17 protein-coding genes are annotated in these 18,895 nt (G+C 64.3%); 6 read left to right on the top strand and 11 right to left on the bottom strand.

Features of this window, described 5'->3' with window-relative positions; translation table 11 throughout:
- Nucleotides 1-211 precede the first annotated feature (211 nt).
- Nucleotides 212-766 carry a putative glycolipid-binding domain-containing protein gene (locus FRZ40_RS18785; RefSeq protein WP_147235118.1) on the top strand — a complete coding sequence of 185 codons (555 nt, stop codon included), beginning with the start codon at nucleotides 212-214 and terminating at the stop codon, nucleotides 764-766.
- Here the strand turns inward: FRZ40_RS18785 and FRZ40_RS18780 are convergent.
- The 6 genes from FRZ40_RS18780 to FRZ40_RS18755 form a co-directional block, all read right to left on the bottom strand.
- The gene (locus FRZ40_RS18780) at nucleotides 727-1,647 is read right to left on the bottom strand and encodes an alpha/beta fold hydrolase (RefSeq protein ID WP_147235117.1); all 921 of its coding nucleotides are present in this window, start codon (nucleotides 1,645-1,647) and stop codon (nucleotides 727-729) included. The genes FRZ40_RS18785 and FRZ40_RS18780 overlap by 40 nt on opposite strands.
- Entirely contained in the window at nucleotides 1,644-2,525 is an 882-nt protein-coding gene (locus FRZ40_RS18775) for a metal-dependent hydrolase (RefSeq protein ID WP_147235116.1), read from the bottom strand. The genes FRZ40_RS18780 and FRZ40_RS18775 overlap by 4 nt, the downstream gene beginning before the upstream one ends.
- 22 nt (nucleotides 2,526-2,547) lie before the next feature.
- Nucleotides 2,548-3,456: an SDR family NAD(P)-dependent oxidoreductase gene (locus FRZ40_RS18770; protein WP_147235115.1), complete on the bottom strand. Its 909-nt coding sequence runs from the start codon at nucleotides 3,454-3,456 to the stop codon at nucleotides 2,548-2,550.
- A 40-nt stretch (nucleotides 3,457-3,496) separates the two neighbouring features.
- Entirely contained in the window at nucleotides 3,497-5,059 is a 1,563-nt protein-coding gene (locus tag FRZ40_RS18765; protein WP_147235114.1) for a flavin-containing monooxygenase, read from the bottom strand.
- Nucleotides 5,060-5,295: 236 nt separating this feature from the next.
- Nucleotides 5,296-6,156: a MerR family transcriptional regulator gene (locus tag FRZ40_RS18760; RefSeq protein WP_147235113.1), complete on the bottom strand. Its 861-nt coding sequence runs from the start codon at nucleotides 6,154-6,156 to the stop codon at nucleotides 5,296-5,298.
- Between the two features lie 48 nt (nucleotides 6,157-6,204).
- Entirely contained in the window at nucleotides 6,205-6,780 is a 576-nt protein-coding gene (locus tag FRZ40_RS18755) for a GNAT family N-acetyltransferase (RefSeq protein WP_028367764.1), read from the bottom strand.
- 259 nt (nucleotides 6,781-7,039) lie between these two features.
- On the opposite strand from FRZ40_RS18755, the gene FRZ40_RS18750 reads away from it, so the two are divergent.
- Nucleotides 7,040-8,140, top strand: a complete 1,101-nt coding sequence (locus FRZ40_RS18750) for an aromatic acid exporter family protein (protein ID WP_147235112.1) — start codon at nucleotides 7,040-7,042, stop codon at nucleotides 8,138-8,140.
- A 130-nt stretch (nucleotides 8,141-8,270) separates the two neighbouring features.
- The gene (locus FRZ40_RS18745; RefSeq protein WP_147235111.1) at nucleotides 8,271-8,825 is read left to right on the top strand and encodes a thioesterase family protein; all 555 of its coding nucleotides are present in this window, start codon (nucleotides 8,271-8,273) and stop codon (nucleotides 8,823-8,825) included.
- Nucleotides 8,826-8,876: 51 nt separating this feature from the next.
- On the opposite strand, the gene FRZ40_RS18740 is transcribed toward FRZ40_RS18745, so the two are convergent.
- Both FRZ40_RS18740 and FRZ40_RS18735 read right to left on the bottom strand, forming a co-directional pair.
- On the bottom strand, nucleotides 8,877-9,068 hold the full coding sequence (locus FRZ40_RS18740) for a hypothetical protein (RefSeq protein ID WP_028367767.1): 192 nt from the start codon (nucleotides 9,066-9,068) through the stop codon (nucleotides 8,877-8,879).
- Nucleotides 9,069-9,354: 286 nt separating this feature from the next.
- Nucleotides 9,355-10,089 (bottom strand): CerR family C-terminal domain-containing protein, encoded by a 735-nt coding sequence (locus tag FRZ40_RS18735; RefSeq protein WP_028367768.1) that lies wholly within the window; start codon nucleotides 10,087-10,089, stop codon nucleotides 9,355-9,357.
- Between the two features lie 134 nt (nucleotides 10,090-10,223).
- On the opposite strand from FRZ40_RS18735, the gene FRZ40_RS18730 reads away from it, so the two are divergent.
- From FRZ40_RS18730 to FRZ40_RS18720, 3 genes are read left to right on the top strand one after another with little or no spacing between them, the layout of a single operon-like run.
- On the top strand, nucleotides 10,224-11,372 hold the full coding sequence (locus FRZ40_RS18730) for an HlyD family secretion protein (protein ID WP_147235110.1): 1,149 nt from the start codon (nucleotides 10,224-10,226) through the stop codon (nucleotides 11,370-11,372).
- The gene (locus tag FRZ40_RS18725) at nucleotides 11,365-12,966 is read left to right on the top strand and encodes an MDR family MFS transporter (protein ID WP_193567015.1); all 1,602 of its coding nucleotides are present in this window, start codon (nucleotides 11,365-11,367) and stop codon (nucleotides 12,964-12,966) included. The genes FRZ40_RS18730 and FRZ40_RS18725 overlap by 8 nt, the downstream gene beginning before the upstream one ends.
- 8 nt (nucleotides 12,967-12,974) lie before the next feature.
- A complete protein-coding gene (locus tag FRZ40_RS18720; RefSeq protein WP_240057227.1) occupies nucleotides 12,975-14,507 on the top strand; it encodes an efflux transporter outer membrane subunit in 1,533 nt (510 codons plus the stop codon).
- Between the two features lie 87 nt (nucleotides 14,508-14,594).
- On the opposite strand, the gene FRZ40_RS18715 is transcribed toward FRZ40_RS18720, so the two are convergent.
- From FRZ40_RS18715 to FRZ40_RS18705, 3 genes are all read right to left on the bottom strand, one after another.
- Nucleotides 14,595-15,713, bottom strand: a complete 1,119-nt coding sequence (locus tag FRZ40_RS18715) for a TAXI family TRAP transporter solute-binding subunit (protein ID WP_028367772.1) — start codon at nucleotides 15,711-15,713, stop codon at nucleotides 14,595-14,597.
- A gap of 118 nt (nucleotides 15,714-15,831) precedes the next feature.
- A complete protein-coding gene (locus FRZ40_RS18710) occupies nucleotides 15,832-16,938 on the bottom strand; it encodes a zinc ribbon domain-containing protein (RefSeq protein ID WP_147235109.1) in 1,107 nt (368 codons plus the stop codon).
- A 433-nt stretch (nucleotides 16,939-17,371) separates the two neighbouring features.
- The gene (locus FRZ40_RS18705; RefSeq protein WP_147235108.1) at nucleotides 17,372-18,880 is read right to left on the bottom strand and encodes an MDR family MFS transporter; all 1,509 of its coding nucleotides are present in this window, start codon (nucleotides 18,878-18,880) and stop codon (nucleotides 17,372-17,374) included.
- Nucleotides 18,881-18,895 lie beyond the last annotated feature (15 nt).

The following is an 18,895-nucleotide window of genomic DNA, read 5'->3' as shown; positions in this document are numbered from 1 at the left end:
GAACTCGCGCGGCGATTGCGATTCGAAACAGACGACACGCGAGCATAGGGCACACCGCGCTCGAACGGCATGCGCGCGCGTTGATAGCGGCTATTTGGGCACGCGGAATGCCGGGACTCATCGCTGAGTCGCGTGCATGCCAGCGTCGCGTTACGATGTCACCCGAGGCGGCGCGCGCCCCTCACAACCCTCACACCCAGGAGACGGATTCATGCGTGAAGTGCGATGGACCCCGCAAGAGGGCGAAGGCGTCGAGCATCTCGCGTTCGATGCGCGCGCCGACGGCTTCTACACCGAAAGCGTGCTGGTCGGCGAGCGCGACGGCCGCACATACGGCCTCATGTACCGTGTGAAATGCGACGTGCAGTGGCGCACGCTGCACGCATGGCTGAAAGTGGTCGGCGGCGCGGAACTCGAATTGCATGGCGATGGCGAAGGCAACTGGCACGACGGGCATGGGCTCATGCTTGCATCGCTGGCGGGCTGCATCGATATCGACATCGCGGCCACGCCGTTCACGAACACGCTGCCCATCCGTCGCCTGCAACTGGCGAAGGGCGCGCGCGAGCCGATTGCCGTCGCGTTTATTTCGGTGCCCGATTTGCAGGTCTCGCGCGTCGAGCAGGCGTATACGTGCATCGAGCCGGACAACGAATACCGCTACGAAGGCATCGACACGGGCTTCGCGGCCGAGCTGAAAGTGGACGAGGACGGCCTTGTCATCGACTATCCGACGATGTTCTTGCGCACGCTGCCAATCGTCTGAAGCGATGCCTCGCATGCATCGATGAAGCCTTCGATGCTGGCCGCGACGCGCGCAGGATCGCGCAGCACGATCCAATGGCCGCCGTCGATTTCATCGCGCGAATGCGGCCCGATCCACGCTTCGAGTCCGAGCGTCAGCGCCCGTCCGACGTAGCGGTCGCGCAGCGGCACGATGAAATGCACAGGCGCATGAGCGCGGCGGGCGCGCGGCCGCCGCAGCCTGTCGATGATATTCGCGCGATACAGCTGCAGTCCGTTCAATGCGTTACGCAGTTGCGCCGGGTCGCGCGCACTGCGCACTCGCTCCGTCACACGCAGCCAGAGCGGCCAGCCATACGCGCCCCCGAGCCGCCAGACGAGTTCGGACAGGATCGGCAGATGAAAGAAGACGATGTACCAGGACTTCAGCATTTGCCGGATGCCCGCGCCGAACGCACGCGCGTCGTGTTGCGCGCGATCGCCGCGCAGCCCGAGCGACGCATGATCGAGACAAGGGCCGGAGATCGACGTGAACGACGCAATGCTGCCACGCAGTGCCTCGTCCGTTGCCGCTTCCCAGCATTGAATCGAACCCCAGTCGTGACCGACGAGATGAAACGGCCGCGCGCCGCAGGTTGCACGCGCGACGGCTTGCAGATCGGCGGCAAGGCGCTCGAGCCGGTATGACGCACGATCGCGCGGCGCATCGGATGCGCCCGCACCGCGCACGTCATATGCAATCACGCGGAAACGCGATTCCAGCAGCGCGCGAATGCGCTCCCATACGGCGGCCGAGTCCGGATAGCCGTGCACGAGCACGACGGGCGGCGCGTCTCGCGGACCGCTGACGTAGACCACCAGCTGAACGCCGTCGGCATCGACGGCAAGCACGTCGCGGATCATGCCGCGGCCCGCACGCCGCGCCGCGACTTTTTCAGCGCGCCGGGGTGTGCGGCGTTGGCGGCATCGACGGCCGCGACGAGTCCGTCGATACGCGCCAGATGCGCGCGATTGTCATGATCCCACGGGTGAAAGCCCGGCTTGAAGAAGCGCAGCCATTCGAGTGCGATGCCCGGAAACACGCCATGTTTCGGGCCATACAGAAACTTCACGACGCTCCACATGCCGCGCATGTTGTGGCCGCGCTTGCGGTCGCGGATCAGCAGCCTGACGTGATAGTCGAACACGATCAGCCAGAAGAACACCGTGACCGCGAGCATCGTGCCCGTGCGGATCAGATAGCGTACGGGGCCCGGCTTCATCACCGTATTCCATACATCGTACGAGACCGATTTGTGCTCCGTTTCTTCGAGCGCGTGCCACATCCACATCTGCGCATAGCCTTCGACGGAACCTTCGATGCGCGAGCCGTCGTCGAGCAGGAGACCCGCGAGCATCGCCGTGTAGTGTTCGAGTGCGACCGTCATCGCCAGTTGATGCGAATGTGGCAGCAGCTTGCGATTCAGGTCGAGGAACCACGTGAGCCGCTTGTCGAGCAGATGCGCGGGAAGGCCGGCGTGTTCGAGCAGATCGTTGTACTCGATGTGTTCGCGCGTGTGCATCGCTTCCTGACCGATGAAACCGAGCACCTGTTTCTTCAGTTCGGGATCGTCGATATGGTCGCGATAGTGGCGCACGCTGTCCATGAAGAAGCGCTCGCCTGCCGGGAACAGCAGCGACAGCGCGTTGAAGAAATGCGTGACGTGCGGGCCGAGCCGGTGCCAGTCGCAGGCGCGCTCGGCGGGCAGGGCGAAACGGAGGTCGCGGCGGATGGGCATCATGGCGTGTTCTCCTTGAGCGTCGTTATGCGCGGCCGCCTTCGACATCCGCAGAACGCCGTCCGCGTTGTTGCGCGAGCCGCTTCATGCGGCGCGTCTGCAGCACGACGAGCGCCTGATAGGCAGCGGGCAGCGTACGCGCAAGCCAGTCGGCGGCGCGCGCATCGCGGCCGATCAGCACGCGCCGCCTGTTGCGTCGCACGCCGTCGAGTATCGTGCGCGCGGCGTTGTCGGCTGTGGTGATGAAGAACTTCTCGAAGTCATCCTTGCCTTGCTGCTCGTTCTCGATCATGAAGCCGACCATGTTCGGCGCGATGCGGCTCGATTGCGCGATTGCCGTGCGGATGCCGCCGGGGTGCACGCAGGTCGCGGAGACGCCGCACTTCATCAGATCGAGTTCCTGACGCAGCGCTTCCGTGAAGCCGCGCACGGCGAACTTCGTCGCGTTGTAGCCGCTCATGCCGGGCTGCGCGAACAGGCCGAACACGCTCGACGTATTGACGATATGGCCTTCGCCCGCCGACTTCAAAAGCGGCAGGAACGCTTTCGTTCCATGCACGACGCCCCAGAAGTTGATGCCGACGATCCACTCGAGGTCGCCATACTCCATGCCGTCGATCGTGCTCGACAGCGCGACGCCCGCATTGTTGAACACGAGATTGACGCGTCCGTGCTGACGCGCGGTGTCGGCGGCCCACTCATACATCGCGGCGCGATCGGCGACATCGAGCACGCAGGTCGTGATGCGCAGCGGCGCGCCGATGTGCGGCGGCGCAACCGCCTGCGCAAGCCGCGCGGTGTCGGCAAGACCCGCCGCATTGCGATCGGCGAGCGCGAGATGGCAGCCCTCGCGCGCGAGCTGGATCGCGAGCGAGCGGCCCATGCCGGACGCTGCGCCCGTGATCGCGGCGACGCGGTCGCTGAAGTTCTTCATCGTTGTCTCCCTGAGCTTTTGCCTGTGTCGTGCCGCCGTGTCACGTTGCTTCGGCGGTCACACCCGTTGCATGCGCTGCGTTCACGTCATGAGCGGCGGGCGCATACGCGAAGTAATCGTCGATATGAAACGTGCGCGTGGCCTGGCGAAAGCGATACGCGAAGCCCGGCCACAGCGTGGTGTTCCTGCCGTTGCGCGGATCGAGATACCAGCTCTTGCAGCCGCCGACGGACCAGATCGCGCGCCCGAGCTTCTGCTGGATACGCTCGTTGTAGTCGCGCTCGACATGCGGACGCACTTCGATCGCGGCGGCGTTTTCGCGTCGCATCGTGTCGAGCGCGCGCAGGATGTACTCGACCTGCGACTCGATCATGAACACCATCGAGTTGTGACCGAGCCCCGTATTCGGGCCGACGATCATGAAGAAATTCGGATAGCCGGGCAGCGCCGTGCCGAGATAGGCATGCGCGCCATTGCGCCAAGTGTCGACGATATCGACGCCGTCGCGCCCCTTGACGACGCCGGGCGGGAACGGATCGGCGACCTGAAACCCGGTGCCGAAGATGATGCAGTCGGCGGGATGGCGCACGCCGTCGGTCGTCACGATCGCGTGCGGCTCGACGCGCGCAATGCCCCCCGTTTTCACGGATACGTTGGCGCGCGCCACGGCGGGAAAGTAGTCGTTTGAAATGAGGATGCGCTTGCAGCCCATCGTGTAGTCGGGCGTGAGCGTCTTGCGCAGCTGCGGATCGCTGACCTGTCTGTGCAGATGCCGCACGGCGATTTTCTGCGCGGTCTTCATCAGCGACGGATGCACGGCAAAACCGAATGCGCGCGATTCGAGCAGGCTGAACAGTCCCGCGCGCATCAGCTTCTGTGTGAAGGGCAGGCGACGAAACAGCCATTGCTCGACGGGCCGCACGGCGCGGTCAGCTTTCGGCATGATCCACGGCGGCGTGCGCTGGAACAGATCGAGATGCGCGACGCGCGGTGCGATCTGCGGCACGAACTGGATCGCGCTCGCGCCCGTGCCGATCACGGCGACACGCTTGCCGTCGAGCGGATACGCATGATCCCAATGCTGCGAGTGGAACGTCTTGCCTTCGAACGTATCGAGCCCTTCGATGTCCGGCATCGCCGCGCGCGACAATCCGCCCATGCCCGACACGAGCACGCGCGCCGACCACTGCTGGCCGTTCGCGAAGCGCAGTTGCCAGCGGTGCCGCGCTTCGTCGTAGACGGCGCTGACGAGTTCATGACTCAGGCGCAGATGCGGCGCGATGCCGAAGCGCTGCACGCACGCTTCGAGATACGCGCGGATTTCCGGCTGACGCGCGAACATGCGCGACCAGCGCGGATTCGGTGCGAAAGAAAATGAATAGACATGCGATTGCACGTCGCACGCGCAGCCGGGATAGTGGTTGTCGCGCCAGGTGCCGCCGACGGAACCGGCTTTCTCCGCGACCACAAAGTCCGTGATGCCCGACTGCCGCAGACGGATCGCCATGCCGAGACCCGCGAATCCCGAGCCGATGATGGCGATGTCCGTCTCGATGAGCGCGGGGTTGCTGGCCGTGGCAGGTGGCGTCATGCGTGCATTCATCCTGTCCGTCTCCCTGTTTCCGCCTGTTGTGTTCGCTGATGACTGTTACATTGGCTGATGTAACGATAGGGCGTGAACCGGCGGCGCGCAAGGCGCGCGTTTAGACGGCGGACTCTATGGATGCGGGACGTCGCGCGGCTAGATATCCCGTTGAAACGCGTGGGTTAAACGAAATCGACGGTACGACGGGCATGCGCGCGACCCGTTCAAACGCGGCGAACCAGGCACATGCTGTTCTATTTTTTCTTCTTGCCGATACGCGCCGGAACAGGCGTGTCGCTGTTGCGCGCCTGCTTCCGCTCGAGCTTCTCCATGATCGCCGCGACACGGCTGCCGAGATAATCGCCCGACGCCTCTTCGAGCGCGCGGTTCATCTCGCTCTCGACCAGCACCATGCCGAGCGGACGCACGCGCCAGATCGCATCGACGAGCGCGGGGACATCGGCGGGCGGCGGCAGTGCGTCGGCCTCGTAACGGTCCAGTTGCTGCACGACGAGATCGACGAGCGACTTCGCGATCGCGTTGAAGTGAGAGCGCGACGCCTGGACGGCATCGAGCAGGTCGGCGAGGGGAATGCCCGCTTGCGCCATCGTCGCGCCGGCGTGCAGCGTCGCCGGGCTGTGCGCGACGAACGACAGCCCGTCGCGGTCGAGCAGTCCGAGTTCGATCGCTTTCGATACCGTCTTCGTCAGTGATGCCGGCGTGCCCTTGACGCCGAACATCTGCGCAAGCTCGACGAGCGAATACTTGCGGGGGCGCTCGTGCGACCAGCGGCTGCCGATCGCGTTCTCGAGACCGAGAATCGAGCGCAGATCATGGCCTTCGTCGATAGCCTTGATGAGATCCTGGATGTTCGCGAGCGTATAGCCGCGCGCGAGCAGGTGATGGATCAGCTTGAGCCGCGCCACATGCGTGTCGTCATACACGCCGACGCGGCCGCGTTTTTGCGGCGGCGCGAGCAGGCCGCGATCCTGATATGCGCGAATGTTGCGCACAGTCGATTCGGCGACGCGCGCGAGCTCGTCGACGGTGTATTCGTTGGGCTGCGCGGCAGGTGGCGTCGCAGCCGTTTGCGCGGATCTGGCTGTTCTGGGCATGCGGTGATTCTAGCGCGGCGGATTGATTCGAACGCCACGCGGCCGCTTTCAGTCGTCCTGTTCGTGCGAGGCTTGCGCGCCGGCGGGCAATGCTTCGCTGCCGTGTCCGAGCGCGCGCTGCATCAGCGTCGAATCGAGCCAGCGGCCCTGCTTGAAGCCGACGGCCTTCAACGTGCCGACCAGTTCGAACCCGGCATTCTGGTGCAGCGACAGCGAGCCGCCGCGTCCGCCGTCCGCGATCACGGCAATCATCTGGCGCCACGGCCCCTGTTCGCAACGCCCGATCAGCGCCGCGAGCAGCGCGCGTCCGACGCCGCGGCCACGGAAGGCGTCGTCCATGTAGATCGAATCTTCGATTGTGTAGCGATACGCGATGCGCGGCCGGTAAAGCGTGGCGTACGCATACCCGGCAATCCGGCCGTCGACGACGGCGACGATATACGGCAGGCCATGTGAAAGCACGGCAGCGCGTCGTTGCTGCAGATCCTCGACGGACGGCGGCGTCTCTTCGAACGAAGCGACACCCGTCAGCACGTGATACGCGTAGATGGCCTGGATGGCGTGGAAGTCGGCGTCGGTGGCGTCGCGGATGACGGGCGCGGCGACGGGGGAGGTCTCGCTCATTGTGTCGATTGCGTGTGCCGAAGCTGGAAACCTCTCACTATGCCTGCGGGGCGCAAGGAAATGAAGCGGTTCAAAAATGACCGCGGCGGTCCGCTGAGGTGAGCCGATCCAGGAGGGTGAGGAAATCCAGGAGGTGAGGAAATCCAGGAGAGCAAAACGCGGCCCGCTGGCCATCAGGTTTTATCGGGGGATCGGTACAATCCGATGCAGCGCGATCCAGCACGAACCACGCAGCGCCTACTCCCTTGCAGGAGCCATCATGTCGACCGTCTCGTTCGTTCACAAGCCGCTGACGCCGTTTCGCCGTGCACTCGCGCGCTTCTCGCTTTCGGAAAACGCCAAGTACGTCAAGCTCACGCTCGGACTGTGGATCGGCTTTTCGATTCCCTACAGCCTCGGTTATCCCGAAGCGGCCGTGGCGCTCGCGAGTTCGACGATGCTGACGCTCGCGCTCGGCAGTTCGATCTCGGCCGCACGCGGCTATTTCTATCGGCGCGTGATGTCGAACGTCGTCGCGATGCCGATCGCGACGCTGGTCATCTGGGTCACCGCGCCGCATCTGTGGCTCGGCACGCTGCTGCTGCCGCTCGTGATCTTCACCATCGTGCGTCTGAAGCCGTCGCTGTTTCAGATGACGAGCATTACCATCCCGATGACGCTCGTGCTCTATACGGGCGAGCATCTTCCGCTACTCGAGCAGCGTCTGATCGGCGTGGTGCTCGGCATGCTGCTCGGCTTCATCCTCCAGCAGATCGCGTTTCCGCCCGATCACGGCTTCTGGGCGAACCGGCTCGTGAACGACGGCAACGACCAGGCATCGGAAGCGCTCGGGCAGTTTGTGTCGGGTCAGCTCGATCGCGCGCAACTGAAGGCGATCACGGACCGGCTGAGAAGGTCGAGCACCGATCTCAAGGAAGCGCACGGCCTGCTCAAGCTCGATCTGCAGCAGGCGTGGCTGTCGCCGCATCTGCAGCGCAATCGCGCGCGGTTGCCGCTGTTCGCGTGCTATCACGAACTGTTCGACTCGCTCGTCAATTTTCTGGAGACAGTCGATACGTTTCATGAGCAGTTCGCCACGCTCGATCCTCGCTGGCGCGACGCGTTTGTTGCGGGCCTCGGCACGCTGGTCGCCGCGCATCGAAAGCTCGCGTACGTGGCCGATCTGCGCGTCGAGCGCGCGCCGCTCGAAGAAAAGCCGCTGCAACTGGATACGTTGCGCGAGATCGTCGATACGCTGCCCGCGCCCGGCGTGTTCACGAGCGTGTACCTCGGCCATCTGGCGGGCTACGGGATTCTGCTGTGCCGGCTGAGCGACATGCATACCGGGAATCTGGCAGCAGGGCAGCCGACGTCGGCATGAAGCGAGGCTGGCGGCACCATGCGAAGAGATGCTCTAGACGAATGAGCATCGCCGCAATGCACGGTCGATTAACATGCGGGCTCCTATGCCGGCAGCGCCTCGCGCCGGCGTTGCCACTGCGAGCCTTGTCATGAATCTGCTGTTGCGCCTGTTCCTCACCTTGATGCTGAGTCCGCGTCGCGGACAGCTGCACGTGCTCGACACCTGCATCACGCCGTTTCGCGTGTGGCCGAACGATCTCGACGTGCTGCGTCACATGACGAACGGCCGCTATTTCACGATTCTCGACCTCGCGCGGATCGACCTGATGGTGCGCTCGCGCATGTGGCCGCAGATCAGAAAGCGCGGCTGGTATCCCGTCGTCACGCTGGAGACGATGCGCTTTCACCGCTCGCTCGAGCTGTGGGATCGCTACGAGGTGGCGACGCGCGTAATCGGCTGGGACGACCGGCATGTCTTCATCGAACAGGGTTTCGTTCGCGATGGCGTGCAGGTTGCGCTGGGTGTCGTGCGGGCGCGGTTTCTGAAGCGCAGCGGCGGCACCGTGCCGACGGATGAACTGCTCGCGCTGGCCAACGTGACGCACGCTTCGCCCGCGATGCCCGAGTGGGTCGTGCAGTGGAGTGCGGCGGAAGGCGGGATGACGCCGTCCGCCACGCCGCGCGAAACGTCGGCGCAGCGTTGAGCCGCACGCGACGCCCGCACGCGGAATGCGCGGGCGCGCGTCGCACGAGGATCAGGCTTGCGCCGTTGCATGCGGCACGGCAACGGCGCCATGCGGGCCGCCGCCCGGACCGCCGCCGCCAGGTCCGCCTCCGCCGCCCCAGCCAGGTCCGCCGCCGCCCCAGCCGGGCGGCGGTCCCCACCAGCATCCGGAGAGCGTGGCGGTTAGTGCGGCCATGGCGGCCAGAATCGCGAGCTTGCGCATCGATTGCTCCTTCAATGAGTTGTGCGTTTCGCGTGCGCCGTCTGCACGGCGACGCGCGAAGCCCGCACCTTACCCATCGAACGCAAGTCGCGTTTAACAGCCGTGTTACAGAATCGACAGAATTTGCGCGTCTGCGCACGCGTTCCGGCTCGCGAAAGATCGCGCGAAGGTCCGCCCGGCATGGCGCTGCGCATTCATGCCGGGCGAAGGCGCCCGTCACGTTCTGTCTGTCTTTGTAAGGGACGTTAAGGCATGCGCGGGCGAATCGCCACGCACCGCTCACCCGCTATTTCTTTTTGCGCCGCTGTTTGTTCGCGTCGCGCAGGTCGATCATTGCGCGCAACAGCACGACGCTCTGCTCGTCGATCAGTGCGCACAACTGCTTCAACCGCTCGCCGTCGATCGACTTCCACTGCAGCGCGGACAGCGCCGTGCAACGCGTGAGGTGAAACGACACGAGCTGCCCGTTGATCGCCAGCAGGCGGATGACGGTTTCGGGGTCGTCGGCGGGCCGCCCGAGCAGCCGGCCGACGATCTCCGAACTCACGCTCAGCAACGGCTTGCGCATGCGCTCGTTCAGGCGCTCGGCGCTGAATGCAGGTCCGAGTCCCGCCTGCTCGCGCGCCATGAAAAGCCGCCAGGTGGCGGGCGTTTCCGTCGTGAACAGATAACTGGCGACGCGCGCCTGGATCGTGCGAAACGCTTCGATCAGTTCGTCGTCGGACGGATTGCCGTCGAGCACCTGCTGCGCCGCATCGACAGCATCCGCGAAGTACGCCGAGACGCTCGTCATGATGTAGTCGACGCACGCCTGATAGACGCCTTCCTTGTTGTCGAAGTAGTAGACGAGCGCGGGCGCATTGACGCCGGCATGCTCGGCGATGTCGCGCGTCGACGCGCCTTCGAAGCCGCGTTCGCCGAACAGGCCCAGGGCGGCTTCAATGATCTTTGCGCGGGTCTCTTCGCCGCGCTGATAGCCGCCTTCCGCTGCGGGGCGGTGTCTCGGTGTGCGTGTTATCACGAGTCGTCCCGTCGATTGGAGGATGAGTACAAAAACAACAGAACAGTAAAAGGTAAGGAACGGGAAAACAATATTGTTGACTAAATTGTACCAACTGGAATAATTATAACGATCGGTATAATTCTGGAGTCGACATGTCAGCCACCTTGCCCGTTGAGGAATCGGGGCGCGCCGCGGGCGCGCAACGGTCCAGAAAGAAGGGCGTTTTTCTCGTCATCGGCGGCGTCGCCGTGCTCGGCGCCATTGCGTGGGGCGCGCACTGGTGGACGGTGGGGCGCTTCATCGAAAGCACGGACGACGCTTACCTGCAGGCCGACGGCATGACGGTCGCGCCGAAGGTATCGGGCTACGTGGCCGAAGTGCTGGTCGGCGACAACCAGCGCGTCACGCGCGGCCAGCCGCTGGTGCGGCTCGACAGCCGTCAGTACGATGCCGTGCTCGAACAGGCGAACGCGACCATCGCTGCGCGCCATGCCGACATCCTGCGCGGCGAAGCGGAAATCGCGCAGCAGCAGGCGGCCATTGCGCAGGCTCGTGCGCAGCTCGACGGCGCGATCGCGAACGAGGCGCACGCCGCCGATCAGGTCAAGCGCTACGAGCCGCTCGCCGCGACGGGTGCAGAAACCAGCGAGCGCGTCGCCGATCTGCGCAACACGCAGCGCCAGGCCGGCGCGACACGCGCGGCAGACGCCGCCGCGCTGCAAAGCGCCGAACGCCAGATTGCGACGACCCACGCAGCGATCGAGCAGGCGCGCGCGCAACTGGCCGCTGCCGAAGCCAGCGCGCGCCAGGCGCAGCTCGATGCACAGGATACGATGATCAAGAGCCCGATCGACGGCCGCGTCGGCGACCGCAGCGTGCGCGTCGGCCAATTCGCGCAGCCGGGCACACGCTTCATGACGATCGTGCCCGTGCAGGACGTCTACCTCGTGGCGAACTTCAAGGAAACCCAGATCGGCATGATGCGCAAAGGGCAGCCCGTCACGCTGCGCGTCGACGCGTTGCCGGGCGCGAAGCTGCACGGCACGATCGACAGCTTCTCGCCGGGCACGGGTTCGCAATTCGCGCTGCTGCCCGCGCAGAACGCGACGGGCAACTTCACGAAGATCGTGCAGCGCGTGCCCGTGCGCATCAAGCTCGACGTCGGGCCGGAAACGCGCAAGGTGCTGCTGCCGGGCCTGTCGGTGAACGTCGACGTCGACACGCGCAACGCGCGCAATAACGAAGCGAGCATCGAACGCGAAAACGAGGCGCACGTCGCGCACGAGAACAACCGTGGCTGAGCACGCCGCCGTGCAATCGCAAGCACAGACTCACGCTCAGGCCGCGAAGCCCGCCAACGCGAGTGCCGCCGACTGGACGGCCGTCGCCGCAGGCGCGCTCGGCGCGCTGATGGCAACGCTCGATATCTCGATCACGAACTCCGCGCTGCCGCAGATTCAAGGGCAGATCGGCGCAACGGGCACGGAAGGCACGTGGATCTCGACGGGCTATCTGATGTCCGAAATCGTGATGATTCCCCTCGCCGCGTGGCTCACGCGCGTGTTCGGGCTGCGCAATTTTCTGCTCGGCAACGCGACGCTCTTCACACTGTTCTCGATCATGTGCGGGATGTCGCACAGCCTGCCGCAGATGATCGTCGGCCGGATCGGCCAGGGCTTCGCGGGCGGCGCGATGATCCCGACGGCGCAGACTATCGTCGCGACGCGGCTGCCGCGTCACCAGATGCCGATCGGCATGACGATGTTCGGACTGATCGTGCTGCTCGGGCCGTTGCTGGGCCCCGTGGTCGGCGGCTGGCTCGCCGAGAACATCGACTGGAGCTGGTGCTTCTTCCTGAATCTGCCCGTGGGCGTCGCGCTCGTCGTGCTGCTCGTCGCGGGTCTCGACACCGCGCGCACCGACTGGCAGCAGTTCGTGCGCGCCGACTGGCTCGGTATCGTCGGGATGGCGGCGGGTCTGAGTTCGCTGACCGTGGTGCTCGAAGAAGGGCAGCGCGAGCGCTGGTTCGAATCGTCGATGATCGTCTGGCTGAGCGTGGTCGCCGCCGCGGGCATCGCGCTCCTGATCGCCGCACAGTTCGTGTCGAAGCATCCCATCGTGCGCTTGAAACTGCTGGCCAACGCGCGTTATTCGAGCGTGATCTTCATCGTCTTCACGGTCGGCGCGGGGTTGTATTGTGTGTCGTACCTGCTGCCGCAATTCTTGAGCAGCGTGGCGGGCTACAACGCGCAACAGTCGGGCGCGGTGATGCTGATGTCGGGTCTGCCCGCGTTTCTGATGATGCCCGTGCTGCCGCGTCTGATGGGACGCGTCGATACGCGTCTGCTCGTGATGGGCGGCCTCGCGTGTTTCGCGGGCAGCTGTCTGCTCGACATTTCGCTGACGGCGCAAAGCGCAGGCGATGACTTCACGTGGTCGCAGCTGCTGCGCGGCGTCGGCCAGGTGCTCGCGATGATGCCGCTGAACCAGGCGTCGATGGCCGCCGTGCCGCGCGAGCAGGCGGGCGACGCGGCAGGTCTCTACAACATGGCGCGCAACCTGGGCGGCTCGGTGGGACTTGCGCTGCTCGGCACGTTCATCGACCGGCGCAATACGTTTCATGACGACATGATCCGCGAGTCGGTGACGGCGAACTCGCTCATTGGCCAGGAGCATATCGCGCAGAGCGCGGCGGGCTTCTTCGCAGAGCACGGCGACATGGCCCACGCGAAGATGCAGGCGTTCGGTCAGCTCGCGGCGCAGATGCAGTTGCAGGCGAGCGTGATCACGTTTTCCGAGACGTTCTACGTGCTCGCCGTCGCGCTGCTGCTGTGCCTTCCTCTCGCTTTTCTTCTCAAGAAGCCGGCACCGGGTACGCCGTCGGCCGGACATTGACATCTGTGATGAAGCTATTTGACCTTGCCGCCGGAGAGCGCGGCGTTGTTGCGGGGCGCACGGAGGCAGTGACGCGCCGCCGCTTTTCTCGTGTTTCTCAAGTCGGATCGATACTGTCGCCGTTCGCGGCGGCGTTGACGCTGCTGCTCGCGGGCTGCACGGTCGGCCCCGACTACAAGGGCGCACCGTCGACGACGCATGCGAGCAGCTTCAGGCGCGCGCCGGACGGTGCGGTATCGACTGCGCCGAGCGTCGCGGCATGGTGGATCGCGCTCGGCGATCCGCAACTGACGGCGTTGATCGACGCGGGCATCGCCAACAGCCCGGATCTGCGTGCGGCGCAGGCACGCGTGCGTCAGGCGCGCGCAGGCCTCTCGCAGCAGAAGAGCAACGAGCTGCCGAAGGTCGGCGCGAGTGCGGCTTATCTGCGTACGCGTGAACCCGATCTGTCGTCGCTGGGCAGCAGCAGTTCCGGCTCGTCGGGCGGACGCGGTCCCGTCGCACTGTATGTGGCGGGCTTCGATGCGAGCTGGGAACTCGATCTGTTCGGCGGCACGCGCCGCGCGGTCGAAGCGGCATCGGCGGAAGCGGACGCGTCCGAAGCGGATCTCGCCGACGCGCATGTGCAACTCGCCGCGGAAATCGGCAGCGCGTATGTCGGCTTGCGCGATCAGCAGCAGCGCATGGCGATCGTGCGCAAGTCAGCGGAACTCGAAGAGCGCGTGCTGACGCTGACCGAACAGCGGCGCGCGCGCGGCGTCGCCTCGCAGCTGGATGTGGAACGCGTGCGCACGCAGGTCGAGAACACGCGCAATGCGCTGATTCCGCTCGACGCGCAGATCGCCGAATCGCTCGATGAACTCGCCGTGCTGACGGGCCGCGAGCCGGGCGCGCTCGACGACATGCTGAACGCCTCTGCGCCCCTGCCCATGTTGCCGCAGACGATCGCCGTCGGCGATCCGGCGCAACTGCTGCGCCGTCGTCCCGATGTGCGCGCCGCAGAGCGGCGGCTCGCGTCGCAGAGCGCGCAGATCGGCGAACGCGAAGCGGACTGGTTTCCGAAGGTGACGCTGTTCGGCAGCCTGAGTTTCAGCGCCGCGGATCCGGGTCACCTGGTGCGCAAGAACAATTTCACGTGGCTCACGGTGCCGTATCTGCAATGGAACGCATTCGACTTCGGCCGCACGAAGGCTCGCGTCGATCAGTCGCGCGCCGCATTCGACGAAGCGCAGGCGAAGTATGAAAGCACGGTGCTCGGCGCGCTGCGCGATGCCGATGTTGCTCTGTCGCGCTACGGACATGAACGGGAGAACGTCGTCAGCCTGCGCACGGTCGAGTCGTCCGCGACGCTGGCGGCGACGCTGACCGAGCAGCGCTATCGCGCGGGCACGGCGACGGCGCTCGACTGGCTCGATGCCGAACGGACCCGCTATACGGCTGAACAGAACCGTATCCAGAGCGACGCGCAACTGATCAAGGACTATGTCGCCTTGCAGAAGAGCCTGGGGCTCGGCTGGGAAGGGATGGTGTCTGCGCAATAGCCGCGCTAAAGGTGCCGCGCAATGAAAAACGCCACGACGCATCGCACGTCGTGGCGTTTTTTTAAGGCTGGTTTCTATAACGCAATATCACTTGCCGCACAGCAAAAGCAGACGTTCCTGATCGGAGCACGGACGTTTGTTAACTTTGGGCGCGGACGGCTGCTGTTGCTGCTGCATGGACGCCGACGTGCCACCCGCCGACATCGACGCGCGCCGCGCGATGCACGAGCGCAAGTGCCGTTCGATGGGCGGATAGTATTGCCAGCCTTTCGTGAGCGGCGGCAATTCGAGCTTCACCTGCTTCCACTTCGGATGGCCTTTTTCCTGAAGCGTGTCGAAGTTCTCGCATAGCGAATCGGCGAAGCGGTTCAGATTGCTCACCGTGTCGCGCAGGCCATAGTCGTAGGTCACGAGAAAGGCCTTCACCGTCAGCGTCGGCACGTCTTCTTTCAGCCAGTTCGGATAACTGCTCTGGCGGATCGTCGCGGGAAAATACGTTTCCTTCGCGCGTGCCGTTTCGGGTACGTTCGGATCGACGCGCAGAATGCGGATCTGCGAAAGCAGATCGGGATTCATGTCGGTGAAGAGCTTGGCCGGCTGTCCTGCGACGATCACGGCCACGTCGATCTTCTTCACGACGAGCGCGGCAATCGCGTCTTCGTTCGAAAGGCTCTGCACGTTCTGTTCGGGAATCGCCTGATTGAACATCAGGCGGTAGAGCGTCGTCGACGATTGCGCAGTGCCGCTGCCGATCGGGCCGATACTGATCACCTTGTCCTTGATCTCGTTGATCGTCTTCATGGGCGAGTCGTTGCGCACGACGAAATAGATCTCTTCGTTATAGAGCGGCATGATGAGGCGCAGCGGGCGGATCGTCGTGCCCGCGTCGGCGTTGCCGGAATTCGCCATGTCGATATAGGCCTGGTACACATCCGATTGCACGAGCGCGAGCTTCACGCCCGGCTCGAAACGCATGCGCTGCACGTTCTCCGCCGAACCCTTCGACGGCATGACTTCGAGGTCGATCCCCGCCGGTTGCGCGACGTATTTCGCGAGGTCGGCGCCGATCTGGATATAGGTGCCGCGCTCCTGTCCCGTGACGATCTTGTAGTGCGCGCTGGGCGCGTTGGCTGTGGCAGCCAGGGCCAGCGATGCGATCAATAAGCTCACCAGTGCCGTCAATCCCGTCAGTATTGTTTTGAGCATGGTCGACCTACCTTATGGTGTGTTGAACAGCATGCGCCAACGGCTGACGCGCATGTTCCGTTACATCAGGCATTGCAATGCGTTGAGTAGTTTCTTTTTCTCGATTGCGTGACGTGCTCTACTGTTTGTTTGCTGACGCAGGCTTCTGTTTCCAGCCCGATTCGCGGATCGCGCGCATTTGCGCGTCGATGCTGCCGCCGGCGCTCGCCGCGTTGCCGGACGCCGTGTTCGTTGTTGAGGAGTTGGCTGCCGTATTCGCCGTTGTCGTCGTGGCGGCCGCGCGCGGCGACGGTGACGAAGATGAGGTTGCGCCTGTCAACGGTTTCCAGCCCGTCGAAAGAATCACGCGTTCGAGCAGCGTTTGTGCATCGACGCTGCTGACATCGATGGCAAGCGCCTGCGATGCGCGATCGCGCACGCAGCTCCACAGCTTGTCTTTCGCACAGCTGTTCGCCGCGCCGAGCGCGACATCGCGTTTGTTTTCGCGGTCCTTCAGATCGCTTTGCATCTGCAGCGCTTCAGTGTTGTTCGGTTCGATGGAAATAGCATCGGACAATGCGGCTTTCGCGTCCGCGAGACTGTTGTGCGCGAGACCCGTGCGCGCCGCGCGCAATGCGTCGGGCACGTCACGATAGCGTGGCATCGCGCGCGGCTTCGGCGGTGCGATGGGCGCAACGGGCGCGATCACTGCAACGGATGCGGCCGGCGGCTTCGAGACAGGCACATTCGTCACGTTGGTCGAGGGCACGTTGCGTGCCGCTGGCGGCGGCGTGTACGGCGAAATCGATCCGCCCGATGTGCTTGCGCTATTCGTCGGTTCGTCGCTGCCGGAGTCTTGCCGATGGTTGTCGCCGAGCAGCAGATAGCCCGCATAGCCGAGCGCCGCGATGAACAGCAGGAGCACGACGCCTTTCGTGAAGATCCAGCGACCGGCTGTTTGCCAGAGCGGCTGAGAAAGATCGAGGGGTGGAATCGGAATGTCGGGTGAAACAAGTGGCGAGATGCCTGCGCCGCCTTCTGCAGCGAAGTCGGCGGCGATGCCGACAGGCGCGGGTGACTGCGTATCGACAGCTCGCAACTGCGTGCCGGCGCGCTTTCGCTGAACGGGTTCGAGAGGATGGTCGGCGCCGCAGTACGGGCAGAAATCGACATGCTGGTACAGCACGCCGCCGCAACGTGTACACGGCGTTGGAAAGCCCTGGGCAGGTGATGTTTCAGCAGACATGCTTAACCCCAACCAGTTGGATGCGATGCCATTTCGGCATGCTCAGGATCGAAGTTGAAGCAAACTCGCAGTCGGCGGAACTCGCGATCCACATGCGCTGGGTAGCGGCCGGCCCAGTCGTTTCTTACGGGGCCGCTGTGTGTGCAATATGGTTTCTTTCGCCCGTCGCGTCAATCGACGTTGTTACCTATCGCACACGAACGCGCCGTAATTTCAGGGGGAAAACGATGGCGCGTCAGGGTTTTTGCATAGACGCGAATACAACGCAGCAGCGCATACATTGATCATAGGAAACGCCGTCCTCAAACAAAAGGCCGGCGCTTATCAAGGCCGGCCTGTGAATGTGTGGAGTACAACGATAATAGGTTGCACGCCTTTCGCGCGTGCCAGGACGTGTGTGCGTTTGCTAGCGTTTGTCTGTTTTCGACGTGCTTTAATGCTGGCGCAGCGGATGGTCTCTCAATAGCCACGCAAGCGCGAACGCGAGTACTACGACGCAAGCCGCGACGATATACACCGTATGCAAAGCGCCTGCGAATGCCTGCAGATAGTCGTTGCGCAGGACGTCCGGCAAGTGGTGGATGGCAACGGGGCCGAGTGCATGCGGCAATTCCGTGTCGGGCGGAATCAGTGCCTGGAGACGCGCGCTCAGTCCATTCGAAAAGATTGCGCCGAATGCCGCGACGCCGACCGAGCCGCCAATCGAACGAAACAACGTGGCGCCCGAGGTCGCCGTGCCGAGATGTTTGAACGGCACCGCATTCTGCACGGCAAGAATGAGCACCTGCATCACCATGCCGAGTCCGCAACCGAGCACGGCCATGTACGCATACATCACATGAACGGGGGTGGTGAGCTTCAGCGTGGTGAGGAGCACCATCGCGACGCCGACGAGGAATGTGCCCATGATCGGGAACATCCGGTACTTGCCGATACGGCTGATGATGCGTCCCGTGACGATCGACATCAGCAGCACGCCGCCCATCATCGGCAGCATTTGCATGCCTGCTTCCGACGGCGTGGAATTTTTCACCACCTGCAGATACATCGGCAGAAACGTTACCGATCCGAACAGCGATACGCCGACGATGAAACCGATCGCGCTCGACAGCAGGAACGTGCGGTCGCGGAAAAGTTCGAGCGGCATGATCGGCTCGACGGCGAGACGCTCTTCATAGATGAATCCGCCGATGCAGATGAACGCAAGCAGCAGCGTGCCCCACAGCTGCGGCGAGGTCCATGGCAACACGGTGCCGCCCTGGCTCGTGAACAGGATCACGCAGGTGAGGGCGCCCGCGAGAAACGCCGCGCCCATGTAGTCGATGGTGTGCTTCACCTGTGCAACACGCGGCTTGAACACGGCACCGATCACGAGCAGCGCGGCGATGCCGAGCGGCACGTTGATATAGAAAATCCAGCGCCAGGACAGATGGTCGACGAGAAAGCCGCCCATCATCGGACCGATCACAGTGGCAAGACCGAATACGCCGCCGAACACGCCCTGATAGCGGCCGCGTTCCGCAGGCGGAATTACGTCCCCGATCGCGGCCATCGTGATCACGAGCAGTCCGCCGCCACCGAGACCTTGCAGCGCGCGCAACAGGATCAGCTGCGTCATGTTCTGCGCGACGCCGCAGAGCGCGGAGCCGATCAGAAACAGCACGATCGCCGTCTGCAGCACGATCTTGCGGCCGAACAGATCGCCGAATTTGCCGTACAGCGGCACGACGATCGTCGACGTCAGCAGATACGCGGTCACGACCCACGACAGGCTGTCGAGCCCGCCGAGTTCGCCGACGATGGTGGGCAGCGCGGTCGACACGATGGTCTGGTCGAGCGCGGCGAGCAGCATCACCAGCAGCAGCGCGGGAAACAGCACGCGCAGAGACGGGCGCTCGGCGGCTGCGGGCATGGTGTCGGCAGTGAGAGTGGGGCTGTCCATTTGCGCTTCCGATGT

It is taken from the genome of Paraburkholderia azotifigens, assembly GCF_007995085.1.
GTDB lineage: Bacteria > Pseudomonadota > Gammaproteobacteria > Burkholderiales > Burkholderiaceae > Paraburkholderia > Paraburkholderia azotifigens.
This window is presented reverse-complemented; position numbering and strand designations above follow the sequence as displayed.

Excerpts from the sequence above, each read along its gene's own strand:
- FRZ40_RS18710 (WP_147235109.1), bottom strand. The coding sequence starts at position 16,938 with ATGTCTGCTGAAACATCACCTGCCCAGGGCTTTCCAACGCCGTGTACA.
- FRZ40_RS18780 (WP_147235117.1), bottom strand. The coding sequence starts at position 1,647 with ATGATCCGCGACGTGCTTGCCGTCGATGCCGACGGCGTTCAGCTGGTG.
- FRZ40_RS18785 (WP_147235118.1), top strand. The coding sequence starts at position 212 with ATGCGTGAAGTGCGATGGACCCCGCAAGAGGGCGAAGGCGTCGAGCAT.
- FRZ40_RS18765 (WP_147235114.1), bottom strand. The coding sequence starts at position 5,059 with ATGAATGCACGCATGACGCCACCTGCCACGGCCAGCAACCCCGCGCTC.
- FRZ40_RS18730 (WP_147235110.1), top strand. The coding sequence starts at position 10,224 with ATGTCAGCCACCTTGCCCGTTGAGGAATCGGGGCGCGCCGCGGGCGCG.
- FRZ40_RS18740 (WP_028367767.1), bottom strand. The coding sequence starts at position 9,068 with ATGCGCAAGCTCGCGATTCTGGCCGCCATGGCCGCACTAACCGCCACG.
- FRZ40_RS18705 (WP_147235108.1), bottom strand. The coding sequence starts at position 18,880 with ATGGACAGCCCCACTCTCACTGCCGACACCATGCCCGCAGCCGCCGAG.
- FRZ40_RS18715 (WP_028367772.1), bottom strand. The coding sequence starts at position 15,713 with ATGCTCAAAACAATACTGACGGGATTGACGGCACTGGTGAGCTTATTG.
- FRZ40_RS18720 (WP_240057227.1), top strand. The coding sequence starts at position 12,975 with ATGAAGCTATTTGACCTTGCCGCCGGAGAGCGCGGCGTTGTTGCGGGG.
- FRZ40_RS18745 (WP_147235111.1), top strand. The coding sequence starts at position 8,271 with ATGAATCTGCTGTTGCGCCTGTTCCTCACCTTGATGCTGAGTCCGCGT.
- FRZ40_RS18760 (WP_147235113.1), bottom strand. The coding sequence starts at position 6,156 with ATGCCCAGAACAGCCAGATCCGCGCAAACGGCTGCGACGCCACCTGCC.
- FRZ40_RS18750 (WP_147235112.1), top strand. The coding sequence starts at position 7,040 with ATGTCGACCGTCTCGTTCGTTCACAAGCCGCTGACGCCGTTTCGCCGT.
- FRZ40_RS18755 (WP_028367764.1), bottom strand. The coding sequence starts at position 6,780 with ATGAGCGAGACCTCCCCCGTCGCCGCGCCCGTCATCCGCGACGCCACC.
- FRZ40_RS18770 (WP_147235115.1), bottom strand. The coding sequence starts at position 3,456 with ATGAAGAACTTCAGCGACCGCGTCGCCGCGATCACGGGCGCAGCGTCC.
- FRZ40_RS18775 (WP_147235116.1), bottom strand. The coding sequence starts at position 2,525 with ATGATGCCCATCCGCCGCGACCTCCGTTTCGCCCTGCCCGCCGAGCGC.